Source organism: Pseudomonas sp. B21-032, from assembly GCF_024748965.1.
Lineage (GTDB): Bacteria > Pseudomonadota > Gammaproteobacteria > Pseudomonadales > Pseudomonadaceae > Aquipseudomonas.
Genome location: NZ_CP087180.1, coordinates 2,827,348 through 2,848,916, shown reverse-complemented (window position 1 = coordinate 2,848,916; position 21,569 = coordinate 2,827,348). Strand labels below are relative to the sequence as shown.

Sequence of the window (21,569 nt, the reverse complement as noted above, 5' to 3'; positions counted from 1 at the left end):
AAGCCCGCAAGGGCAGTGGGAGAATCCCGATGAAAGCCGAACTGTTCGAAGTCTGGGGCGACACCGTCGACGGTCGTCACCTGATCTGTTCCATCGCCATTGGCGCCAGCGTCAGCCTCGGCGCGTTTTTCACCGCCCAGCACCTGCTGAGCGGCTGGGTGGAGTCGCTGCAAATGGCCCGCGCCTACGCCATGCTGGTCGGTATTGTCGGCTGCCTGGCCGGCGGCGCCATCAGCGCAGCGCTGTTCAAGCCCAAGCGCAACGTTGTCGAGCACCTGGCAGACCCGGCCTGGCGGGCGAAAATCCTTGTCGAGCTGCAAAACGAATTCGGCCCTCTCGGCAGCTTGAGCGACCTGCCTGCGGCGACGATTGCCGAACTGCGCGAGATGGACCTGTATGACCTGTTCGCCGACTACGAAAAAGGCCTGCGCTCACCCCCGGACAACCCTGACGTGACTCCTGCCGTGGTGGTCCGCGCAGCCAGCGCCGCCGGAGGCCGGTCATGATTGCCCTGTTGATGGATCAGTTTCTGATCGCCCTGGGCATGGGGGTTCTTGGCGCGGTGATCTTTGCCGGTATCGGCCTGATCTCCGGCAGCGATGAAACCACCACCCTCGCGCCGCTGACGCTGTTGGTGGTACTGCTGGGTGTACCCGCCCCCGGCGTGCTGACCTTCTTTCTGGCCGGCGCCGTGGCCAAGCACATGACCCATGCGGTGCCGACCGCCTTGCTCGGCATCCCGGGCGACACCATGGCCACGCCGTTGATGCGCGAAGCGAACTTTTTGCGCAACCTCGGGGTTCCGCACATTGCCCTGCGCAAGATGATTTCCGGCGCGGTGATTACCGCCCTGATCGCCGTGCCCATGGCGGTGTTGTTCGCGGTAATGCTGGCGCCGTTCGGCGACATGATCAAGCATGCCGCGCCGTGGGTATTCCTGCTGGCGGCGGTGGCCATCGCCTGGTTCTCCAAAGGCCGCCTGGCAGCGGTGCTGACCCTGATCCCGTTCGTCATGGTGATTATCGGCCTGCAGACCCTGACCGCGCAGCATGGGGTCAAGCTCAGCGTCAGCTACTTCCTCGGCATTGCCATCGGCCCGTTGATCGCCGCGCTGTTCTCTCTGCTGGCGCCGGCCGAGCGCGCCAGCATGCGTCGCCAGCAGCCGCGGACCTTCTCGTTGTCGCCTGACGTCAAAAGCTGGGGCGGTTTCTTTCCCAACCCGCTGCGCGTGCTCGACAGCAAGCAGAGCCTGTGGACGGCCGTTACTGCGGTGGTCTCCAGCGCCACCTTCGTGTTCAGCCCGGTGGCCATGACCGTGATTCTCGGCGAAGCGGTCGGTTCGCGGGTCAAGCACGTCTACCATCGCCTGACCACGGTGATCACCGCGCGCAACGGCGTCACCGAGTCCACCTACATCGCCGAAGCGCTGATTCCGCTGATCGCTTTCGGCCTGCCGCTGAGCCCGGTCGCCGCCGGCCCGGCTGCGCCGCTGTTCAATGCACCACCGCGCTTTAGCGTCGATGCCGCCAGCGGCCAGGTCAACAACCTGCACTCGCTGCTCAGCACCTGGGAGTTTCTCGGCTACGGCATGCTGGCGGTGATCGTCGCCATCCTCATCGCCTACCCCTTCACCATGAACTACGCGCACCGGGCAGCCTCCTACGTGTCGCGCAAAATCAGCCATGAAGCGGTGATCGCGACCTTTGTCGGCCTGATCCTGGTGATCGGCATCTGGGAAGGCGGCCTGCTCGGTTTGCTGGTGATTGTCACCATTGGCCTGCTGGGCGGATTTCTCTCGCGCTTTCTGGGCTTCAACATCGGCGTGCAGTTCATGGGCTACTACACCGCCGTGCTCACCGTGCCCGCCCTGGTTGCCCTGATCGGCGCCTGACCCCCACTCCCTCCTGTAACCGCCATTTTTCGCAGCCTTTGCGCTGCGAGGGCTTGCTGCGCTCACTAGAAAGGAAATAACAATAATGAAGATCCTTGCACGCACCAAAACCGCAAACCTTGCGTCACTGTTGATCTGCTCGACAGCCTCGCTTGGCGCCTCGGCAGCCGGCCTGGTCGACGACACCACAGCGTCGCTGAACCTGCGCAACTTCTACCACAACCGCAACTTCGTAAACCCGGCCTACCCCCAGGGCAAGGCCGAGGAGTGGACGCAAAGCTTCATCTTCGACCTGCGTTCGGGCTTCACCCAGGGTACGCTAGGCTTTGGCGTCGACCTGCTGGGGCTGTACTCGGTCAAGCTCGATGGCGGTCGCGGCACAGCCGGTACGCAACTGCTGCCAGTGCACGATGACGGCCGCCCGGCCGACGACTTTGGCCGCCTGGGGGTTGCGCTCAAGGCCCGCTATTCGAAGACGGAACTGAAAGTCGGTGAATGGGTTTCGCTGTTGCCGATCTTGCGCTCGGACGATGGCCGCTCGCTGCCACAGACCTTTCGCGGCGCCCAGCTGACTTCACGGGAAATCGACAACCTGACCCTTTATACCGGCCAGTTTCGCGGCAACAGCCCGCGCAACGACGCCAGCATGGAGCGCATGTTCATGACCGGCCGGCCTGACGCCACCTCGGACCGTTTCAACTTTGCCGGCGGCGAGTACCTGTTCAACGACAAGGCCACCCAGGTGGGCCTGTGGTATGCCCAGCTCGAGGACATCTACCAGCAGCAGTACTTGAACCTGATTCATAGCCAGGCTGTGGGTAGCTGGAAGCTGGGCGCCAACCTTGGCCTGTTTCTGGGCGATGAAGACGGCGCGGCCAAGGCAGGCCAGCTGGACAACAAAACCGCAACGCTGATGCTGTCTGCGAAAACCGGCGCACACACCTTCTCCCTCGGCCTGCAGCGGGTGTATGGCGAGACCGGCTGGATGCGGGTCAACGGCACCGCCGGCTACCCGCTGGCCAACGACACCTACAACTCAAGCTACGACAATGCCCGCGAGCGCTCCTGGCAGTTGCGCCACGACTATGACTTCGTTGCCCTCGGCGTGCCGGGCCTGACCCTGATGAACCGCTACCTGTCGGGTGATCATGTGCACACCAGCGCCACCAGCAACGGCAAGGAATGGGGCCGCGAGACGGAGCTGGGCTACGTGTTCCAGAGCGGCCCGCTCAAGGACCTGTCGCTGCGCTGGCGCAATTCGACCCTGCGCCGGGACTTCAGTAGCTACGACATCGATGAGAACCGCCTGATCGTCAATTACCCGATCAAGTTTCTTTAATCCCTGGCGCCCTCAACAATCTGCCGCCCCTGCCGATAACCACTGTGTCAGGCCGTATACTCGGCCTGACATCTATTTTCAGGGGCAGACAGGATTCGATATGAACGAGATGGGTATGGCGTTGGCCAACAAGTATTGCCAGGGTGCCGGTCTGGAGATTGGCGCTGCCAGCCATAACGCTTTTTACTTGCCAGACTGCCTCAATCTGGGCCCCTGTGACGGTGAGTCGTTTCTGTACCCGCTGGACTTGCAAGACTTCAACCTCTACAAGAACGAACAGGCCAACTACCAGGTCCCGCCTGCCCGGATCGACGCCCTGGGCGATTTCACCGACATACCGTTCGCCGATCAAACCTTCGACTACCTGATCAGCTCGCACGTCATCGAACACGTGCCCAACCTGTTTGCCGCCTATGTCGAGGCCGCGCGGGTGATCAAGGACGATGGCGTGTTCTTTTGCATCTTCCCGAAAAGAAACGCCGACCCCAATGACCGGGTACGCGCCCTGACCACCCTGGAGTCGATGATCGATGCGTTCGAAAAACGCGTCGACATGAGCGTGATGCCTGAATACAACTGGCGCGGGCACTACCATGTGTTCTCGCTACAGAGCATGCTGCGGGCGATCAACATGATCAACTCGGTAGGCCTGGGGCACTGGCTGATCGAAACCATCGAAGAGACCGATTCGAAAGTCGGCAATGGCCACACCGTGGTGTTGCGCAAGCAACCCGGGCTGTCGGCCTTGAGCGCCAGCGACGCCAGTCAGTTCAACCAGGAGTTCAACGCACGCTTTCAGGCCCAGGACCTGAACGGTGCGCTGCACCTGGTGAAGGTCGCGCTGTCGTACGATTTCTTCAATGCCCAGAACCTGTACCTGGCCTTCGCCCTCAATTGCCAGCTGGACAATGCCCGCGAGGGCGTGGAGTTCCTGCGTCAGGCACTGATCCTTACCCCTGAGAACGAAGAGTTTCGCAAGCTGTTCGTCCAGGTCACCGGTGGGCCGTTCATCAACCCGGTGCAGTAACAGTCGCAGGGCGGCGTGATCAATCATCGCCCCCCTGCACCCTGCCCCTTATTGCGTCACGCCCACCACCCGCTCAGGCGCGGCTTGTGCGTTGCCAATCGGCGCCTTGAGCAACAGGAAATACGCCAGCGCCGAACACAGCGCGACGATCGCACTGATCATGAACGCGGTGTTGAACGAGCCCGAGTACTGGATGCTGAAGCCGGTGACAATCGGCGCGACGGAGCCGGCGATGTAGCCGCCAAAGTTCTGGATCGAGCCGAACGAGGCCACCCGGCGGCTGTCGACGATGGTGTTGACGATCATCCAGGCCGTGGCACTGGCCATGTTGATGCTGAACAGCGCCAGGCACAGCAGGACGATGCACGCGGTCAAGCCGCTGACATACGACAGCGGCAAGGTGAACAGCGCGGCCAGCACCAGGCCGGTGATCACGCTGAACTTGCGACTGGCCAGGATGCTCAGGCCGCGGCGCACCAGCAGGTCGCAGAAGCGCCCGGCGACGATGGTGCCGACAGCGCCGAAACCATAGGCCAGCGACACCACCCAGGCGGTTTTGTACAGGTTCAGGCCATGCTCGCGCTCAAAATAACCGGGCAGCCAGGTCAGGTGCAGCCAGAGCATGTAGATCACCCCCATGAAACCGAGGATCGCGCCCCAGGTACTGCGGTGCCTGAACAGGTCGAGCCAGCCGGCAAAGTACGAAGCCTTGGGCTCTGCCGTTGCCTGTGGCGCCTGGTACTCACCTGGCAACGGCTTGCCTTGCGCGGCTAGTTCGGCCAGGTACTGCGCCTTGCTCTTGAAGAAGCTCAGCCAGCACAGGGCCAGGACGATGCCAAGCACGCCGGTGATGATGAACATGCCACGCCAGCCGAAGTTGACCATGAACAGCGTCAACAACGGCGGCGCCAGGCACGGGCCCAGGCAGGTCGAGGACCAGACGATGCCGGTGGGCGTACCGCGCTCGTTGGCATCGAACCATTCCGACAGCGCCTTGGCCGCCGAGGGGAACATCGGCGCCTCGCCAATCCCCAGCAGCACGCGCAAGCCCATGAAGCCGGCAAAACTGTTGACCATGCCGAACGCCGATTGCGCCACCGACCAGGCCAGCAACGAGGCGCCAAGGGCGATCTTGCTGCCCAGGCGGTCGATGATCAGGCCCATGGGCAACTGGGCGAAGGCATAGGCGATGGAAAACGCCGAGAGCAGGATGCCCATCTGCGACGGGCTGATCATCATGTCCTTCTGGATCGAGGTGTTGGCGATCGACAGCGCGCTACGGTCCAGGTAGTTGACGATGCCGATCAACAGCAGGAAGACAACGGTGATGCGTTGGTACTTCTTCAGTGCGTTCATCTGATGGCCTTTATTATTATTGTTGCAGCGGTTTTATCGCCGGGGCGATCCTTCAGGCGGTCACACACTCATCCCTGGAACGTCTTTCAATCAGCGCTGCCGGGCGCTCACAGCGGCATCGAGCAGGCCGCGCCGGGCAAGGCTGTCGATCAGCGCGCGCACGCCGAAGTCCCACTGCGGCGCCAGGTCGCTGGTGGTCACCCGGTTGCACAGGCTGCCCAGCTGCCCGTTGCTGATAGTCACCACATCGCCGGGTTTGTGGGTGAAGCCGTTGCCCGGCTGGTCGCGGTCCTGTTTGGGCGCGAACAGGGTGCCGAGAAACAGCACCAGGCCGTCGGGGTACTGGTGGTTTTCGTTCAAGGTCTGCTGCACCAGGTCGAGCGGGTCGCGGCTGATCTGGCGCATCGAGCTGCGGCCCTGGAGCACAAAGCCGTCCAGGCCTTCGACCCGCAAGTCGACCTCGGCGCTGCGCACATCCTCAAGGCTGAAGGTCTCGTCGAACAGCCGCAGCAGCGGCCCCAGTGCGGTCGAGGCGTTGTTGTCCTTGGCCTTGGACAGCAGCAAGGCGCTGCGCCCTTCGAAGTCGCGCAGGTTGACGTCGTTGCCGAGGGTGGCGCCCTGCACCGTGCCGTTGCTCGACACCGCCAGCACCACTTCCGGCTCGGGGTTGTTCCAGCTCGACTTGGGGTGAATGCCGATATCGGCGCCATGGCCGACCGCCGACAACGGCTGGGCCTTGGTGAAGACCTCGGCGTCCGGGCCGATGCCCACTTCCAGGTACTGCGACCACAGCCCCTGCTCTACCAGGACCTTGCGCAAGGCTTCAGCCTGCGCCGAGCCCGGAACGATCTGCGACAGGTCGGCGCCGATGCGGCTGGCTAGCGTCGCCCTGATCGCGTCGGCCTTGGCCGGGTCGCCCTTGGCCTGCTCCTCGACCACCCGCTCCAGCAGGCTGGCGGCGAAGGTCACGCCGGCGGCCTTGACCGCCTGCAGGTCGATCGGCGCCAGCAGCCAGGGCAAGGCCGGATCGCGATGATTCGGGTCGCTGTTGGCCAGCAGCGCCGGCAACTCGATCAGCGCCTCGCCCATCGGCAGCGAACGCAGGTAGGCCACCGGCTCAGCTACTTCGAGCAAGGCCGACACGGTCGCCACATGGGCGCTGATATCGTGCACGGCGCCGGCTTTGACCAGCACCACGGCCGGGCCCTGCTGCGCCAGCCAGACGCGGCCGATCCAGGTACCGGTGTTGAATAGCGCAGCGTCTTTGCTCAGGTGTAGCGGTGTTTGGGTGTTCGCGTGCTCTGTCATGTCAGCGCTCTTGTTGTCGGTTAATGCGAAAGTGTCGGGCACTGCAGTTGCCCGGCGAGCTGGTTGAGGTTATCGATCAGCTGTGGCGACAGGCTCAAGCCTTCGCTCAAGGCCTGCTTGCGCCGTTTCAAGCCCGCTTGCCCAGGCAGGCGCACCGGCCGCTCGGGGTCGAGCGGGCGGCTGGCGAGCAGCAGCTGGCCGAGAAACGAGGTTTCAGCGGTGAAGGCGTCAAGCCCGCCAAAAAAGCGCGGATCGATCACCACGGCGGTTGCCGAGGCGCCCCACTGATCCGGCGCGTCCTTGCGCCCATAGCCCGCCAGCCCCGAGGTCAGTGCCTCGACCAGCAGCGCCAGGGCAAAGCCCTTGTGGCCGAAAGCCTGGCCGCCCAAGGGCAGGATGCTGCCGCTGGGGGTGGTGAAAAAATCTTCCGGGTTGTCGCTCAGACGCCCGTCGTTGCCCAGCAACACCGGGTGCGGCAGTCGCTGCCCGCTGTCGCGGCACTGGCCGACCAGGCCGAGGGTCACGGTCGACATGCTCACATCGAGCAGGATCGGCTCGCCACGGGTCGGAATGCCGGCGGCAATCGGGTTGGGCGTGTACACAGGTTCAATACCGCCGTGGGCGCAAACCAGCGCCACCGACGGGTCGCTGGAATACAGCATGGCCACCAGGCCACGCTCGGTGAACGGCTGCAGGTAGGCCGCCAGGCAACCGATGTGCGCCGCCCGGCGCACCACGGCAATGCCAATGCCTTGTGCCGTTGCGCCCTGGGCCGCGCAGTCGAGGGCGCGGCTGACGCAGTACGGGCCGAGCAGATAATGACCGTCGAACAGGCTGGAAATACCGCTGTGCGCAAGCTGTTCGAGCAGCCCTGCCCGGGCCTTGACCTGCCCTGCCTGGATGCCGCCGATATAGCGGCTGACCAGGTTCAGGCCATGGGTGCGATGGCCCAGCAGTTCGCCTTCAAGCAGTACCCGGGTGACCACCCGGGCGACCTCGGCATCGGCACCGGCGGCTTCAAACAATTGCTCGACGAAGGCTGTGAGGCTTTGCACATCAACGCGGCGGGCGTCGCTCATCGCTGTTGCTCCGTGATCAGTTCAGGGCCGCGTTGCTTGGCTTGCCATCGACCAGGCGCGGGATACCCAGCGGGTTGGCATCGCGCAGCGCTTCGGGGAGCAAGGCATCGGGCACGTTCTGGTAGCACACCGGGCGCAGAAAGCGATCGATCGCCAGGGTGCCGACCGAGGTGCCGCGGGCATCGGAGGTCGCTGGGTACGGGCCGCCATGGACCATCGCATCGCAGACCTCGACGCCGGTCGGGTAGCCATTGAGCAGCACCCGCCCGACCTTGACTTCGAGCACCTCGAACAGTTGGCCAAAGGCGGCCAGGTCGTCGCTGTCGGCCAGCAAGGTGGCGGTCAGCTGGCCATGCAGGGCGTTGACCGCGCGCAACAGCTGGGCCTGATCATTGACCTCGACCACCACCGTGCACGGGCCAAAGACTTCTTCCTGCAACAGCTCGTCCTGTTCCAGCAGCAGGCTGACATCGGCCTTGAACAGCTGCGGCTGCGCCTGCTTGCCGGATTGCGCCAGGCCGCTGAGTTTTTCTACCCCCGGGTGGGCCAGCAGCGCCTGGATACCCTTGCCGTAGCTTGCCAGGGTGCCGGCATTGAGCATGGTCTGCGGCGCCTGTTCGGCCATATGGCCGCGCAACTGCTCGATAAAGGCACTGAAGGCCGGCGAGCGAATGCCCAGCACCAGGCCCGGGTTGGTGCAGAACTGGCCACAACCCTGCACCACCGAGGCGCTCAAGTCCTTGGCCAGCTGCGCACTGCGACTGGCCAGGGCCTGGGGCAAAACCAGCACCGGGTTGATGCTCGACATCTCGGCGAATACCGGGATCGGCTGCGCCCGCGCGGCGGCCATGTCGCACAGGGCGCGGCCGCCCTTGAGCGAGCCGGTAAAGCCCACGGCCTGGATGCCCGGGTGCTTGACCAGCGCCTCGCCGACACCGCCACCAAAGATCATGTTGAACACACCCGCCGGCATGCCCGTGCGCTCGGCAGCGCGCAGCAGCGCCTCGGCGACCCGCTCGGCCGTGGCCATGTGGCCGCTGTGGGCCTTGAACACCACCGGGCAACCGGCAGCCAGGGCGGCGGCGGTATCACCGCCGGCGGTGGAGAACGCCAGGGGGAAGTTGCTGGCACCGAACACCGCCACCGGGCCGACACCAATACGGTACTGGCGCAGGTCCGGGCGCGGCAATGGCGTGCGCGCTGGCAAGGCGCGGTCGATGCGCGCGCCATAAAAATCGCCCCGGCGCAGCACCTGGGCAAACAGGCGCATCTGGCCGCTGGTACGTGCGCGCTCACCGACAATGCGCCCACTGGGCAGCGCGGTTTCCTGGCAGGTCACGGCGATAAAGTCCTCGCCCAGGCCGTCCAGCTCGTCGGCGATGGCCTCGAGAAACTGCGCCCGGCGCTCGGCCGAGAGTTTGCGATAGGCCGGGAACGCGGCGCTGGCCGCATCCACGGCATTGTCGACTTCGTCCAGGCTGGCCTGGTGAAAGGCGCCCGGCAGGCGCTCGCCCGTGTGGGCATCGACGCTGTAGACCAAGGTGTCGCCCAGGGCACTGCGCTGGCCGCCAATAAAGTTGTATCCGCTAAAGCTCATGTGCATGTCGCCTCGTCAAGAAGGTTGCAGGGCTGTCAATCAGGTCACGGCACCGATCTGCCAGGGCACGAATTCGTTCTGCCCGTAGCCGTGCTGTTCACTCTTGCTGCGCTCACCGGAGGCGATGCGCAGCATCTGCTCGAAGATGTAGGCGCCGCGTTCTTCGATGCTGGTGCTGCCGTCGGCGATGCCGCCGCAGTTCACATCCATGTCTTCAAGCTGGTGCTCGAACACCCGGTTGTTGGTGGCCAGCTTGATCGACGGCGCCGGCGCGCAGCCGTAGGCCGAACCGCGGCCGGTGGTAAAGGCAATCAGGTTGGCGCCGCCGGCGACCTGGCCGGTGGCCGAAACCGGGTCGTAGCCCGGGGTGTCCATGAACACCAGGCCTTTGGCGCGCACCGCTTCGGCGTACTGGTAGACGTCCACCAGGTTGCTGGAGCCGGCCTTGGCCACTGCACCGAGGGATTTCTCCAGGATGGTGGTCAGGCCGCCGGCCTTGTTGCCGGCCGAGGGGTTATTGTTCAGCGCGGCGTTCATGCGCTGGCAGTAGTCTTCCCACCAATGGATGCGGGCGATGAGTTTCTCACCCACTTCACGGCTGACCGCGCGGCGCGTGAGCAAGTGCTCGGCGCCGTAGATCTCCGGGGTTTCCGAAAGAATTGCGGTGCCGCCGGCTGCCACCAGACGGTCAACGGCATTGCCCAGGGCCGGGTTGGCGGTGATCCCCGAGTAGCCGTCGGAGCCGCCGCATTGCAGGCCGACTACCAGATGGCGGGCGCTGACCGGCTCACGCTTGACCCGGTTGGCCTCGGCCAGCAGCGCCTCGACCTGCGCGATGCCGGCAGCGATGGTCTTCGAGGTACCGCCAATGCCCTGGATGGTAAAGGCGCGCAACTGATCACCGGTTTGCAGCTGCTGGGTTTGCAGCAGGCTTTCGATCTGGTTGGTCTCGCAGCCCAGGCCGATGATCAGCACGGCGGCAAAGTTGGGGTGGATGGCGTAGCCGCCCAGGGTCCGGCGCAGCAGGCCCAGGGCTTCGCCGCTGGGGTCTACCGCGCAACCGGCGCCGTGGGTCAAAGCGACCACGCCGTCGATGTTCGGGTAGGCGGCGAGCGCCTCGGGGTGGATGTCGCGGCGAAAGTGGTCGGCCACGGCGCGGGCGACGGTGGCCGAGCAGTTCACCGAAGTCAGAATGCCAATGTAGTTGCGGGTCGCGACCCGGCCGTCGGCACGCACGATGCCCTGGAACTGCGCCTCGCTGGCAGGCGTTGGCCTGGCATCGACGCCGAAGGCATAGTCGCGGGCAAAATCGCCCATCTCGACATTGTGCACGTGCACATGCTCGCCGGCCTCGATCACTTGCGAGGCAAAACCGATGATCTGCCCGTAGCGGCGCAGCGGCTGGCCTTGCTCCACCCGCTCGGTGGCGACTTTATGCCCGGACGGGACCGCCTGGCGCACGGTGATGGCTTCGGCGTCCAGGTGCTGGCCTTCAACCAGGGCCTGGCGGGCAATCAGTACATTGTCCAGGGGGTTCAAGCGGATAACGGCAGGGTCGCCGCTGCGGGTGCTGGCAATCAGTTGCATGGGACCTCTCAGGGCGGATGCGGCCGGCTTCTTGTTATGGCGCCGCCCGTGCTGTGCCGGGCGAATCTGCGATAACTCTAAGGAGCCGGGCGCAACATTCCCAATGAGATGATCCGATCAAGCGATAACCCAGGGTTATCGCAAGCTGTCAGTCAGCCGTTTTTATCAATCGCCAGCACTGCCCTGCTCTGCCCGTCGCTGGCGGGCGAACGCCAGCAACAGCTCGACAAACGCCTGCGCCGAGGCGCTCAAGGGTTCGTCCTTGCGGGTGATCACCCCGTACTCCAGCGGCGCCAGTTGCAACGGCGACTGCAGCTCGCAGAACTGGCCGCTGCTCAACTGCGCAGCGACCATCGAGCGCGGCAACATGGCGATCATCGGCCCGGACTCGAGCAAATGCAGGAACATCGGCATCGAGATGGTATCGACGCTGTCAGCCGGGGTGGCGATGCCGACCGCCCTGAAGGCCTGCTCCAGGCGCTCGCGCAGCGGTGTGCCGACCGGGTACAGCACCCACGGCCAGTCGCCCAGGGCCGCCAGTGGCGTCTCGCCTTGCTGAATAAGCGGGTGGTGCTTGTTGACCACCAGGCTGAAGGGTTCCGGCTCCAGGGCCTGGAAGTCGAACAGTTGGCTGAAGCGCTCCTCGGTGAAGCGGCCGATCATCAGGTCGAGCTTGTTCTGCTCAAGCATGGCCAGCAGATGGTCGCTGGATTGCTCGACCACTTCGATCGACAGCAGCGGGCTGCGCGCCTTGATCGCGGCAATCGCCTGGGGCAGCACCAGGGGCGTTGCGGCAAAAATCCCGCCGACGCGAATAAAGCCATGGCCGCCCTTGCGCAGGCGGTTGACCTGGTCGACGAACTGCTGCGACTCGGCCAGCGCCCCTTGCGCATAACGCACCACGTACTCACCGAGTTCGGTGGGCGGCATGCTGCGCGGCAGGCGCTCGAACAGGGCAAAGCCGAACTGCTCTTCAAGGTCGCGCAGCATCTTGCTCAAGGCCGGCTGGCTGAGGTTCATGCGCGTGGCGGTGGCGTGCATGTTGCGCGTGCGCGCCAGGGTGTCGATCAGCACCAGGTGCTTGAAGCGGATCCAGTTGCAGAAACTGGCGTGGGTAATGTCTGAAGCCATCAACGAACTGCCTCTTGCCGATGAATACGCGGGGCTACTGCGCCCGCAGGTAGTGCAACAGGGTTTCCAGGGCCACCGAGCGCGGCCGCGAACGAAAGGTCAGCAGCCCCAGGTTGACCATCGAGATCGGCAGTTCCACCGGCAGGATGGCAACCATGGCGTAACGGGCATAATGCTCGGCGACGTCGTTGGGCACCACTGCAATCATGTCCGAGGCCTCAAGCATGGCCGTGGTGGCGAGGATCGAGGCGGTCTCGACAATGTCCAGCGACTGCACCATGCCGGCTGCCTGCAGAGCGTTCTCGACCCGCCGGCGCATGGGGCTGCCGATCGGGTGGAGGATCCAGGTCAGCTCGGCGAGGTCGGCCAGCGCAAGGCGTGCGGCGCCGGCCAGTGGATGCCCGGCACGGGCGACCACGCGCATCTGCTCGTCGCTGTCGAACAGTTCGATGTTCAGCTCGTGACTGTCGCTCTGATCCGGCAGGCGCCCGACCACCAGGTCGAAATCGCCGCGCAGCAGCGACGGCAGCAAGGTGTCGCTGGTACCGACCTCCAGCGAAATACGCACCTTGGGGTGCTCGCGCTTGTAGGCCAGCACCGCCTGGGTCAGCAGCCCCGGCACCGGGCCCATGACGCTACCGACCCGCACCAGGCCGGAGGCGCCGCGGGCCAGTTCAGCGATCTGCGCCTGGGCGTGCTCGAATTCGTGCAGGGCGCCCTGGGCGTAGCGGATCATCACCTCGCCATACAGGGTCGGCTGCATGCCCCGGGGCAAACGTTCGAACAGGCGCACGCCGAGGCGCTCTTCCAGTTGCTGCAGCAACAGGCTGGCCGCAGGTTGCGTGGTGTGCATCGCCGCCGCGGCGCGGCGCAAATTGCCGAACTCGCCCAGGGCGTTGAGCAAGGTGATCTGCCGGCTGGAGATCTTCAGCGCCCCCAGGCTGGCAGGGGCTGGTAGCGCGTGCTCGGGCTTAGAAGACATATCAAATCCGGTATCCCTACTTAGGAATTGGCGATTATGCCTGTATCGCTCGACAACCTACAGTCAGGTCTCCCTGTGCCACCCCAGAACAAGAGCCCGCCATGAGCATACGTATTACCCACTTGAGTGTTCGCGACATCCGCTTCCCTACTTCGCTGTCGCTGGACGGCTCCGACGCGATGAACAGCGCCCCGGACTACTCGGCCTCCTACGTCGTGCTGCACACCGATGCCGACAGCCTCGAAGGCCACGGCCTGACCTTCACAATCGGGCGCGGCAACGAGATCTGCGCCGCCGCCGTGCAATCGCTGGCGCCACTGATTGTCGGCCTGACCCTTGAAGACATCACCGCCGACATGGGCGGCTTCTGGCACCGCTTTACCGCAGGCGACAGCCAGTTGCGCTGGCTCGGCCCGGAAAAAGGCGTGATTCACCTGGCAACCGCCGCCATCGTCAATGCGGTCTGGGACCTGTGGGCCAAGCACGAAGGCAAGCCGGTGTGGAAACTGCTCGCCGACATGAGCCCCGAACAGCTGGTGGGCTGCCTGGACTTCAACTACGTCACCGACGTGCTCACCCCCGAAGAAGCCATCGCCCTGCTGCGCCGTCAGGTGCCAGGCAAGGCCGAGCGCGAGGCGCAGATGCTGCGCGAAGGCTACCCCGGCTACACCACCGCACCCGGCTGGCTCGGCTACAGCGAAGAGAAAATGCGCCAGCTGACCCGCGAGGCTATCGCTGACGGCTGGACCCACATCAAGCAGAAAATCGGCGCCAACCTTGAAGACGACATGCGCCGCGCCAGCATCCTGCGCGACGAAATGGGCTGGGAGCGCACGCTGATGATGGACGCCAACCAGGTCTGGAGCGTCGATGAGTCGGTGGCCAACATGCGCCGCCTGGCAGTCTTCGAGCCGCTGTGGATCGAAGAGCCGACCAGCCCCGACGATATTCTCGGCCACGCCGCAATCCGCCAGCGCATTGCGCCGATCGGCGTCGCCACCGGCGAACACTGCCACAACCGGGTGATGTTCAAGCAGATGTTCCAGGCCGGCGCGCTGGATTTCTGCCAGCTCGATGCCGCACGCCTGGGTGGCCTCAACGAGGTGCTGATCGTGCTGCTGATGGCGGCCAAGTACGATGTGCCGGTGTGCCCCCATGGCGGCGGCGTCGGCCTGTGCGAATATGTGCAAAACATCGCCCTGTTCGACTACATCGCCGTCTCGGCCTCGTTGCACAACCGCGTGCTGGAGTACGTCGACCACCTGCACGAACACTTCATCGACCCGGTGGTGATCCGCCGCGGTCGCTACATGCCGCCGCAACGCCCTGGCTACAGCATCGAAATGCACGCGCAAACCCTGGAGCGCTACCAGTATCCCGATGGCGCCGTGTGGCTGGACATCAACCGTGACTGACTGACCTGAGCCTGCGCGCCGCAACACGTGCGGCGCGCAGTACGTACATTTGAACGGGGAAAAAACAATGACAATCCTCACTAACGCGACAACGGCCGCCGCGCCTGCCGTCGCCGACGACCAGCGCCTGAACCGCCTGCTGCTGCGCAAGCTGATGCCGCTGCTGATCGTGGTCTATGTAATGAGTTTTCTGGACCGCACCAACATTGCCCTGGCCAAGGCCAGCATGGGCATCGACCTGGGCCTTTCGGCCGCAGCCTATGGCCTGGGTGCCGGGCTGTTCTTCCTGACCTACGCGCTGGCCGAAGTGCCGAGCAACCTGATCATGCACCGGGTCGGCGCGCGTTTCTGGATCACCCGCATCATGATCACCTGGGGCCTGCTGTCGGCGGGCATGGCCTTCGTCCAGGGCGAAACCTCGTTCTACATCATGCGCCTGCTGCTGGGCGTGGCCGAGGCCGGGTTGTTCCCCGGGGTGATGCTCTACCTGACCTACTGGTTCGACCGCGAGCAACGGGCGCGGGCCACCGGCTATTTTCTGCTCGGGGTGTGCCTGGCGAATATTCTCAGCGGTCCGCTGGGCGGCGCCTTGCTCGAACTCGACGGCCTGCTGGGCTGGCATGGCTGGCAGTGGCTGTTCGTCATCGAAGGCCTGCCGGCAGTGGCCCTGGCCTATGTGGTGTGGAAGAAACTGCCGGACGGCCCGGCCTCCGCGCCCTGGCTGTCGGCGGCCGATGCCCGCGACATCGAGCAGCGCCTGAACGCGGAAAAAGCCTCGGCGCCGCAACAGAGCCGGCTCAGCCAGATGTTCGCTGACAAACAGATCTGGCTGGCGATCGCGGTGTACTTCGTGCACCAGATCACCATCTATACAGTGATCTTCTTCCTGCCGGGCATCATTGGCACCTACGCCGCCCTGACCCCGTTGCAGATCGGCCTGCTGACCTCGGTGCCGTGGATTGCCGCCGCCATCGGCGCCGCCACCCTGCCGCGCCTGGCTACCTCACCGGGGCGCTGCCGCACCCTGCTGTTCTTCGGTTTGCTGACCATGGCCGCCGGCTTGCTGCTGGCGTCGTTGTCGAACTCGTTCATCGGCCTGATCGGTTTCTCGCTGACCGCGTTGATGCTGTTCGTGGTGCAGTCGATCATCTTCGTCTTCCCCTCCAGCCGCCTCAGCGGCAATGCCCTGGCGGCGGGCCTGGCCTTCGTCACCACCTGCGGGTTGCTCGGCGGTTTTGTCGGGCCGTCAGTGATGGGCCTGATCGAACAGACCACCGGCAATACCCGCAACGGCCTGTGGCTGATCGCCGCGCTGCTGGTGCTGGCGGCGCTGATCAGCACGCGCTTGCGCCAGGGTCAGGAGCCCTAGCACAGCCCGAGGTGACTCCGTCCATCGCAAACCGGCCAGGCCTGTCCATTTTTTGACAAGGCTTGGCCTGCGGATTGCAGAGGCTGGCAATCACCGTCGGGCAGTGACGTAATACTGACGCGACGGCCAGCCCCCCAACGCTTATGGACGCCAGCAATCGCCTTGCTCGGTCACCGGAGAAGTCACGTGTCTACCCTCACTGAAATTGCAGCCAACCACGCCAGAATGACCAACGCCGTGGCCGCAGGCACGAGCGAACCGAACGAGCGCCCGGCGCTGCTGGTGGTGGGCTTGCAGGCACCCGCCGGCCTTGACGGGGTAGTCCCGGTACCGCTGGAGCTGATGCTTGCAGCCCAGGAACCCAGCCACTTCACTTGCCTGTCATAAAGGCTGGATAGTCGCTGTAGCCCAGCTCATCTCCACCAAACAGGCGGCTGCCATCGAACTGCGCCATCGGCCAGCCGTTTGCCAGCCGCGCCGGCAGGTCCGGGTTGGCGACAAAGGGCCGGCCGAAGGCAATCAGGTCGACCAGCCCGGCCTCGAGCAAGGCCTGCGCGCGATCCTCGTCGTAGCGCCCGGCAACGATGATGGCGCCGGCAAACACCTGGCGCAGCTCATGGCGGAACGGCTCGGGGATCTGCGGGGCATCGTCCCAGTCGGCTTCGGCCAGGTGCAGGTAGGCAATGCCTTGGGCGCCCAGGGCCTTGGCGGCCTGGAGGATGGTCGGGATGACGTCCGCGCAGTCCATGCCGCGGGCGGTGATGTAGGGCGCCAGGCGCACGCCGGTGCGCTGCGCACCGATTTCGTCGGCCACCGCCGCGGCCACCTCCAGCAGAAAGCGGATACGGTTTTCGCGGCTGCCGCCGTAGGCGTCATTGCGCAGGTTGGAGGTGGTGCGCAAGAACTGGTCGATCAGGTAACCGTTGCCCGCGTGAATCTCGACGCCATCAAAACCCGCCTCGCGGGCATGCCGGGCGGCAAGCCGATAATCCTCGATCACCGCTTGAATGTCTGCCTGGCTCAGGGCCCGTGGCGGGCTGACCTCGACCATGCGCCCGACGCCATCATCGCCCACCACCCACACCTGGGCATCGGCACGCAGCGCTGACGGCGCAACCGGCTGGCCATCGGCATGGAAGCTCGCATGGGACATGCGCCCGACATGCCACAGCTGCAGGAAAATCCGCCCGCCTTGGCCATGCACGGCGTCGGTCACCTGACGCCAGCCGGCCACCTGCGCGCAGCTGTAGATGCCGGGGGTGAAGCTATAGCCCTTGCCCTGCGGGCTGATCTGCGTGGCTTCACTGAGGATCAGGCCGGCACTGGCGCGCTGGGCGTAATAGGCCGCCATCATGGCGTTGGGCACATCACCGGGCTGGCTGCTGCGCGAGCGGGTCATCGGCGCCATGACGATACGGTTGGGCAACTGCAGTGGGCCCAGTTCAAAGGCTGTGAACAACGAAACTGAAGTAGACATGCGTGTGGCTCTCCTGAAGTCAGACAGGTGCGTGGTCGCACTGCTGGTAGTCGTGGGTAATGCCGAGGTCGTCGCGATCGAGCGGGCAGTCCAGTTCCAGGACCAGGCCACCGGGCAGGCTGACAAACAGTTGGCAGATGCGTTGCTCCGGTACCAGCGCGACCTGGTAGGCCAGGCCACTGGCGCGGACGCGTTCGAGCACTGCCGACGCCGGCTGCCGGGTACGCAGGGCCAGATGGCTGAGCTCGGTGTGCGGCCCCTGGATCAGATGCACCAGGGCCTGGTCGCCCTGGTACAGCCATTGCCCGGGAAATGGAAACGCCGGCCTCGGCCCGGGCTCGACGCCCAGCAGGGTTTGCAGCGCAGCCTGAAGCTCGCCGTCGGCGGCGCTGGTGAAGGCCAGGTGATCGAACTGCAGGTCAAGGGTCATACTGAGCACCTCTGTGTGGGGTGTCAGCATGATGTTTGATTGAAAGTCGCTGATAAACAGGGCTGGACTGCAATGACTTGTTAGCAATTTTTATAGATCAGTCGAAACCCGCCACTAAGTGAAGGCATGCGCCCGCAAGAACACCATCAACGCCTGCGCCGCCGGCGACAGGCTGCGGCCCTTGCGCGTCAACAGGCCAATCTGGCGCTCGACCTTGGGCGCGGCCAGGGGCAGGAAGGCCAGCTTGTCGTTCTCCTGGGGGAAGGCCAGGTACGGCAGCGTGCTGATGCCCACGCCTTCTTCGAGCATGGCGATCAGCGAAATCATGTTGGAGACGAACAGCCGGCTGTGGGCCAGCAAGCCCTCGGCGTCGGTACCTTCGAGCAGCCGCGAGGTGCCGTTGCGGATCATCGCCAGGCCCTGCAGCTGTGACCAGTGCAAGGCCTCGCCAGCCTGCGCCAGCGGGTGGTCGGCGCGGCACACTACCCCGACCTGGTCGTGCAGCATCGGCGCGAACTCGATCTGCTCGTCGGCCATCCACAGGCTGCTGATGGCGAAATCCACCTGGCCCTGGGTCAACAGTTGCTGGACGCTGTCGGCGCTGCCGTCCTGGATGCTGATCTGCACATTAGGGTGCTCGGCGACGAAGCGTGCCAGCGGCGCCGGCAGCACACGGCTGGCCACCGACGGCACGGTGGCGATGCTGACCTGGCCGATCTCGTGCTGAACCAGCAGCGCCACCTCGCGGGCAATCCGGTCGTGGTGCTCGATCAGGCCGCGAAACAATGGCAGGCAATGCTCGCCAAAGGGTGTCAGCTCGACCCGCCCACCACCTTTTTCGATTAGCGCCTGGCCCAGCTTCTGCTCAAGCTCGCGCACCGCCAGCGATACCGCAGGCTGAGTGCGGTAGGCCTGGCGGGCAGCGGCGTTGAAGCTCTTGAGCTCGGCCACCAGCAGGAAGTAGCGGATCTGGGCGATTTTCAGCTCGGGCAACATGCTTAGTAATCCTTATCGATTCATTTTTTTTATTAATTTTTATTTGTTTCATATTGCTCGCAAGATGAGAGCCAGGCAAACGGAGGCTTCTCATGTCACTCACTCCCTACAAGAACTACATCGATGGCCAGTGGTGCGAAGGTCACACCACACTGAGCAACTACAGCCCCTCGGACACCCGCGACCTGATCGGCGAGTACCACCAGGCCACTGCCGAGCAGACCCGCCTGGCCATCCAGGCCGCCCGCGCCGCGCAACCGCTGTGGGCCGCCAGCGGCCTGGAAGCGCGCCAGCAGGTGCTGATGGCCATCGGCGATGAGCTGATCGCGCGCAAGGAAGAGCTCGGCCAGTTGCTCTCCCGCGAAGAAGGCAAACCCCTGGCCGAAGGCATCGGCGAGGTCAACCGCAGTGGCCAGTTCTTCCACTATTACGCCGCCGAAGTGCTGCGCCAGATGGGCGAAACCGCCGCCTCCGTGCGCCCCGGCATCGACATCGAAGTGCACCGCGAGCCGGTCGGTGTGGTCGCCATCATCACCCCGTGGAACTTCCCCATGGCCACCGCCGCCTGGAAGATCGCCCCGGCCCTGGCCTTCGGCAACGCCGTGGTGTTCAAGCCGGCCAACCTGGTGCCGGCCAGTGCCTGGGCACTAACCGAGATCATCAGCCGCCAGGCCCTGCCCCACGGCACCTTCAACCTGCTGATGGGCAGCGGTGCCAGCGTTGGCGAAACCCTGGTGCAGTCGGCCGAAATCGATGCCCTGACCTTCACCGGCTCGCTGGCCACCGGCCGTCACGTAGCACAGGCAACCGCTGCCAACCTGGTGCGCTGCCAGCTGGAGATGGGCAGCAAGAATGCCCTGGTGGTGATGGACGATGCCGACCTCGACACTGCCGTCGAATGCGCGCTCAACGGCGCGTTCTTCGGCACCGGACAAAAGTGCACGGCGTCCTCCAGGCTGATTGTCTGCGCCGGCATTCATGACCGCTTTGTCGAGGCCCTGCGGGTACGCATGCGCCAGTTGAAAGTCGGCCCTGCACTGACCGCCGGCGTGCACATCGGCCCGGTCGCCGAGGCCCGGCAACTGCAACAGAACCTTGAATACCTGCGCCTGGCCCAGGCCGAAGGCGCCACCCTGGTTGAAGGTGGCGAACGCCTGCAACTGGACAGCGACGGCTACTACATGCGCCCGGCGCTGTTCATCGACAGCCGCAACGACATGCGCATCAACCGCGAAGAAGTGTTCGGGCCGATCGCCTGCGTGATCCGCGTGGCCGATTTCGATGAGGCCGTGGCCACCCTCAATGACACCGAGTATGGCCTCACCGCCGGGATCATCACCCAGTCGCTGCGCCATGCCAGCGAGTTCAAGCGCCGTGCCCGGACCGGCTGCGTGATGGTCAACCTGCCGACTGCCGGCACCGACTACCACGTGCCGTTTGGCGGGCGCAAAGCCTCAAGCTTCGGCCCCCGCGAACAGGGCCAGTACGCCCGCGACTTCTACACCGTGGTCAAGACCGTTTATGTCCGCCCTTGAGGGAGTACCTGCCATGCACGACCTGCTGATGATCGACGGCCTGCAGTACTCCAACTGGAGCCCGGACATATTCCGCCAGATGCAAGCCGGCGGCCTGAGCGCGGTGCACGCCACCATCGCCTACCACGAGAACGCGCGGGAAACCCTCTCGCGCCTGGGCGAATGGAACCGTCGTTTCGAAACCTGGCCCGAACTGATTCGCCCGGTGCGTTCGGCCAGCGACATCCGCCTGGCGCAGCAGGAAGGCCGGGTGGGGATTTTCTTCGGCTTTCAGAACTGCTCACCGATCGAGGACGACATCGCCCTGGTGGAAATTTTCCGCCAGCTCGGGGTATTCGTCATGCAGTTGACCTACAACAACCAGAGCCTGCTCGCCAGCGGCTGCTACGAGCGCGAAGACAACGGCATCAGCCGCTTCGGCCGCCAGGTGATCGCCGAGATGAACCGGGTCGGCATGCTTATCGACATGTCCCACAGCGCCGAGCGCAGCACCCTGGAAGCCATCGAGCTGTCGAGCCGGCCGGTGATCATCTCCCACGCCAACCCGTCGAGCTTCCATGCCGCCAAGCGCAACAAGTCCGACGCGGTACTGCGCGGCATTGCCGAGTCGGGCGGGCTGCTGGGCTTCAGCACCTACCCGTTCCACCTCAAGGGCGCCTCCAGCTGCAGCCTCGAAAGCTTCTGCGACATGATCGCCAGCACGGCCGACCTGATGGGTGTCGAGCACATCGGCATCGGTACCGACCTGTGCCAGGCGCAACCGCTGGCGGTGCTCGAATGGATGCGCAATGGCCGCTGGAGCAAGGACAAGGACTACGGCGAAGGCTCCCGCGACAACGCCAACTGGCCCGAGCCGCTGGGCTGGTTCCGCGACAGCCGCGACTTTGCCAACATCGCCCGGGGCCTGCGCGCCCGCGGTTTCGCCGAAGAGGATGTCGGCAAGATCATGGGCTTGAACTGGCTGCGCCTGCTGGAAACCGCCACCACGGCGCAGGCCTGAGCCATCCCTGCACGGACAGCATCAACAATAACAACAATCGCAGGTTCCGG

At 64.7% G+C, this 21,569-nt stretch carries 19 protein-coding genes; 9 read left to right on the top strand and 10 right to left on the bottom strand.

The features are described 5' to 3' along the window. The first annotated feature begins 29 nt into the window (after positions 1 to 29). The 4 genes from LOY54_RS12920 (at position 30) to LOY54_RS12905 (ending at position 4,257) form a co-directional block, all read left to right on the top strand. Positions 30 to 506: a hypothetical protein gene (locus LOY54_RS12920; protein ID WP_093383092.1), complete on the top strand. Its 477-nt coding sequence runs from the start codon at positions 30 to 32 to the stop codon at positions 504 to 506. Beyond that, positions 503 to 1,891: a tripartite tricarboxylate transporter permease gene (locus tag LOY54_RS12915; protein WP_258610614.1), complete on the top strand. Its 1,389-nt coding sequence runs from the start codon at positions 503 to 505 to the stop codon at positions 1,889 to 1,891. The genes LOY54_RS12920 and LOY54_RS12915 overlap by 4 nt, the downstream gene beginning before the upstream one ends. Positions 1,892 to 1,976: 85 nt before the next feature. Then, the gene (locus LOY54_RS12910; RefSeq protein ID WP_258610613.1) at positions 1,977 to 3,230 is read left to right on the top strand and encodes an OprD family porin; all 1,254 of its coding nucleotides are present in this window, start codon (positions 1,977 to 1,979) and stop codon (positions 3,228 to 3,230) included. A gap of 100 nt (positions 3,231 to 3,330) precedes the next feature. After that, a complete protein-coding gene (locus tag LOY54_RS12905) occupies positions 3,331 to 4,257 on the top strand; it encodes a class I SAM-dependent methyltransferase (protein WP_230090851.1) in 927 nt (308 codons plus the stop codon). A gap of 48 nt (positions 4,258 to 4,305) precedes the next feature. Here the strand turns inward: LOY54_RS12905 and LOY54_RS12900 are convergent, their stop codons facing one another. From LOY54_RS12900 to LOY54_RS12870, 7 genes are all read right to left on the bottom strand, one after another. Then, entirely contained in the window at positions 4,306 to 5,613 is a 1,308-nt protein-coding gene (locus LOY54_RS12900; protein ID WP_093383098.1) for an MFS transporter, read from the bottom strand. A 90-nt stretch (positions 5,614 to 5,703) separates the two neighbouring features. Then, a complete protein-coding gene (locus tag LOY54_RS12895; protein ID WP_258610612.1) occupies positions 5,704 to 6,921 on the bottom strand; it encodes a fumarylacetoacetate hydrolase family protein in 1,218 nt (405 codons plus the stop codon). Positions 6,922 to 6,941: 20 nt separating this feature from the next. Continuing rightward, the gene (locus LOY54_RS12890; RefSeq protein WP_195883982.1) at positions 6,942 to 8,000 is read right to left on the bottom strand and encodes an Ldh family oxidoreductase; all 1,059 of its coding nucleotides are present in this window, start codon (positions 7,998 to 8,000) and stop codon (positions 6,942 to 6,944) included. Positions 8,001 to 8,016: 16 nt separating this feature from the next. Further along, positions 8,017 to 9,597, bottom strand: a complete 1,581-nt coding sequence (locus tag LOY54_RS12885) for an aldehyde dehydrogenase (NADP(+)) (protein WP_408980576.1) — start codon at positions 9,595 to 9,597, stop codon at positions 8,017 to 8,019. A 39-nt stretch (positions 9,598 to 9,636) separates the two neighbouring features. Then, positions 9,637 to 11,184, bottom strand: coding sequence for a UxaA family hydrolase (locus LOY54_RS12880; RefSeq protein WP_258597681.1), 1,548 nt, complete (start codon positions 11,182 to 11,184; stop codon positions 9,637 to 9,639). 165 nt (positions 11,185 to 11,349) lie between these two features. Beyond that, complete coding sequence (locus LOY54_RS12875) at positions 11,350 to 12,315, bottom strand: LysR family transcriptional regulator (protein WP_045198905.1); 966 nt, start codon at positions 12,313 to 12,315, stop codon at positions 11,350 to 11,352. Between the two features lie 34 nt (positions 12,316 to 12,349). Next, positions 12,350 to 13,297, bottom strand: a complete 948-nt coding sequence (locus LOY54_RS12870) for a LysR substrate-binding domain-containing protein (RefSeq protein ID WP_258610610.1) — start codon at positions 13,295 to 13,297, stop codon at positions 12,350 to 12,352. A gap of 101 nt (positions 13,298 to 13,398) precedes the next feature. On the opposite strand from LOY54_RS12870, the gene LOY54_RS12865 reads away from it, so the two are divergent. The 3 genes from LOY54_RS12865 to LOY54_RS12855 all read left to right on the top strand — a co-directional run bounded on the left by LOY54_RS12865 (position 13,399) and on the right by LOY54_RS12855 (position 16,468). Beyond that, a complete protein-coding gene (locus LOY54_RS12865) occupies positions 13,399 to 14,712 on the top strand; it encodes an L-fuconate dehydratase (protein ID WP_258610609.1) in 1,314 nt (437 codons plus the stop codon). Between the two features lie 67 nt (positions 14,713 to 14,779). Beyond that, a complete protein-coding gene (locus LOY54_RS12860) occupies positions 14,780 to 16,081 on the top strand; it encodes an MFS transporter (protein ID WP_258610608.1) in 1,302 nt (433 codons plus the stop codon). A gap of 186 nt (positions 16,082 to 16,267) precedes the next feature. Then, on the top strand, positions 16,268 to 16,468 hold the full coding sequence (locus LOY54_RS12855; RefSeq protein WP_258610607.1) for a hypothetical protein: 201 nt from the start codon (positions 16,268 to 16,270) through the stop codon (positions 16,466 to 16,468). Here LOY54_RS12855 and LOY54_RS12850 read toward each other — a convergent pair. The 3 genes from LOY54_RS12850 to LOY54_RS12840 all read right to left on the bottom strand — a co-directional run bounded on the left by LOY54_RS12850 (position 16,452) and on the right by LOY54_RS12840 (position 18,984). Next, a complete protein-coding gene (locus LOY54_RS12850) occupies positions 16,452 to 17,558 on the bottom strand; it encodes an alkene reductase (protein WP_258610606.1) in 1,107 nt (368 codons plus the stop codon). The genes LOY54_RS12855 and LOY54_RS12850 overlap by 17 nt on opposite strands. Before the next feature lie 19 nt (positions 17,559 to 17,577). After that, complete coding sequence (locus LOY54_RS12845) at positions 17,578 to 17,988, bottom strand: hypothetical protein (protein WP_258610605.1); 411 nt, start codon at positions 17,986 to 17,988, stop codon at positions 17,578 to 17,580. A 114-nt stretch (positions 17,989 to 18,102) separates the two neighbouring features. Next, entirely contained in the window at positions 18,103 to 18,984 is an 882-nt protein-coding gene (locus LOY54_RS12840) for a LysR family transcriptional regulator (RefSeq protein WP_258610604.1), read from the bottom strand. A gap of 92 nt (positions 18,985 to 19,076) precedes the next feature. Here LOY54_RS12840 and LOY54_RS12835 point away from each other — a divergent pair, with 92 nt between their 5' ends. Together LOY54_RS12835 and LOY54_RS12830 are read left to right on the top strand one after the other, a co-directional pair. Then, positions 19,077 to 20,519, top strand: coding sequence for an aldehyde dehydrogenase family protein (locus LOY54_RS12835; protein ID WP_258610603.1), 1,443 nt, complete (start codon positions 19,077 to 19,079; stop codon positions 20,517 to 20,519). Positions 20,520 to 20,532: 13 nt separating this feature from the next. Beyond that, a complete protein-coding gene (locus LOY54_RS12830; protein ID WP_258597669.1) occupies positions 20,533 to 21,519 on the top strand; it encodes a dipeptidase in 987 nt (328 codons plus the stop codon). Positions 21,520 to 21,569 lie beyond the last annotated feature (50 nt).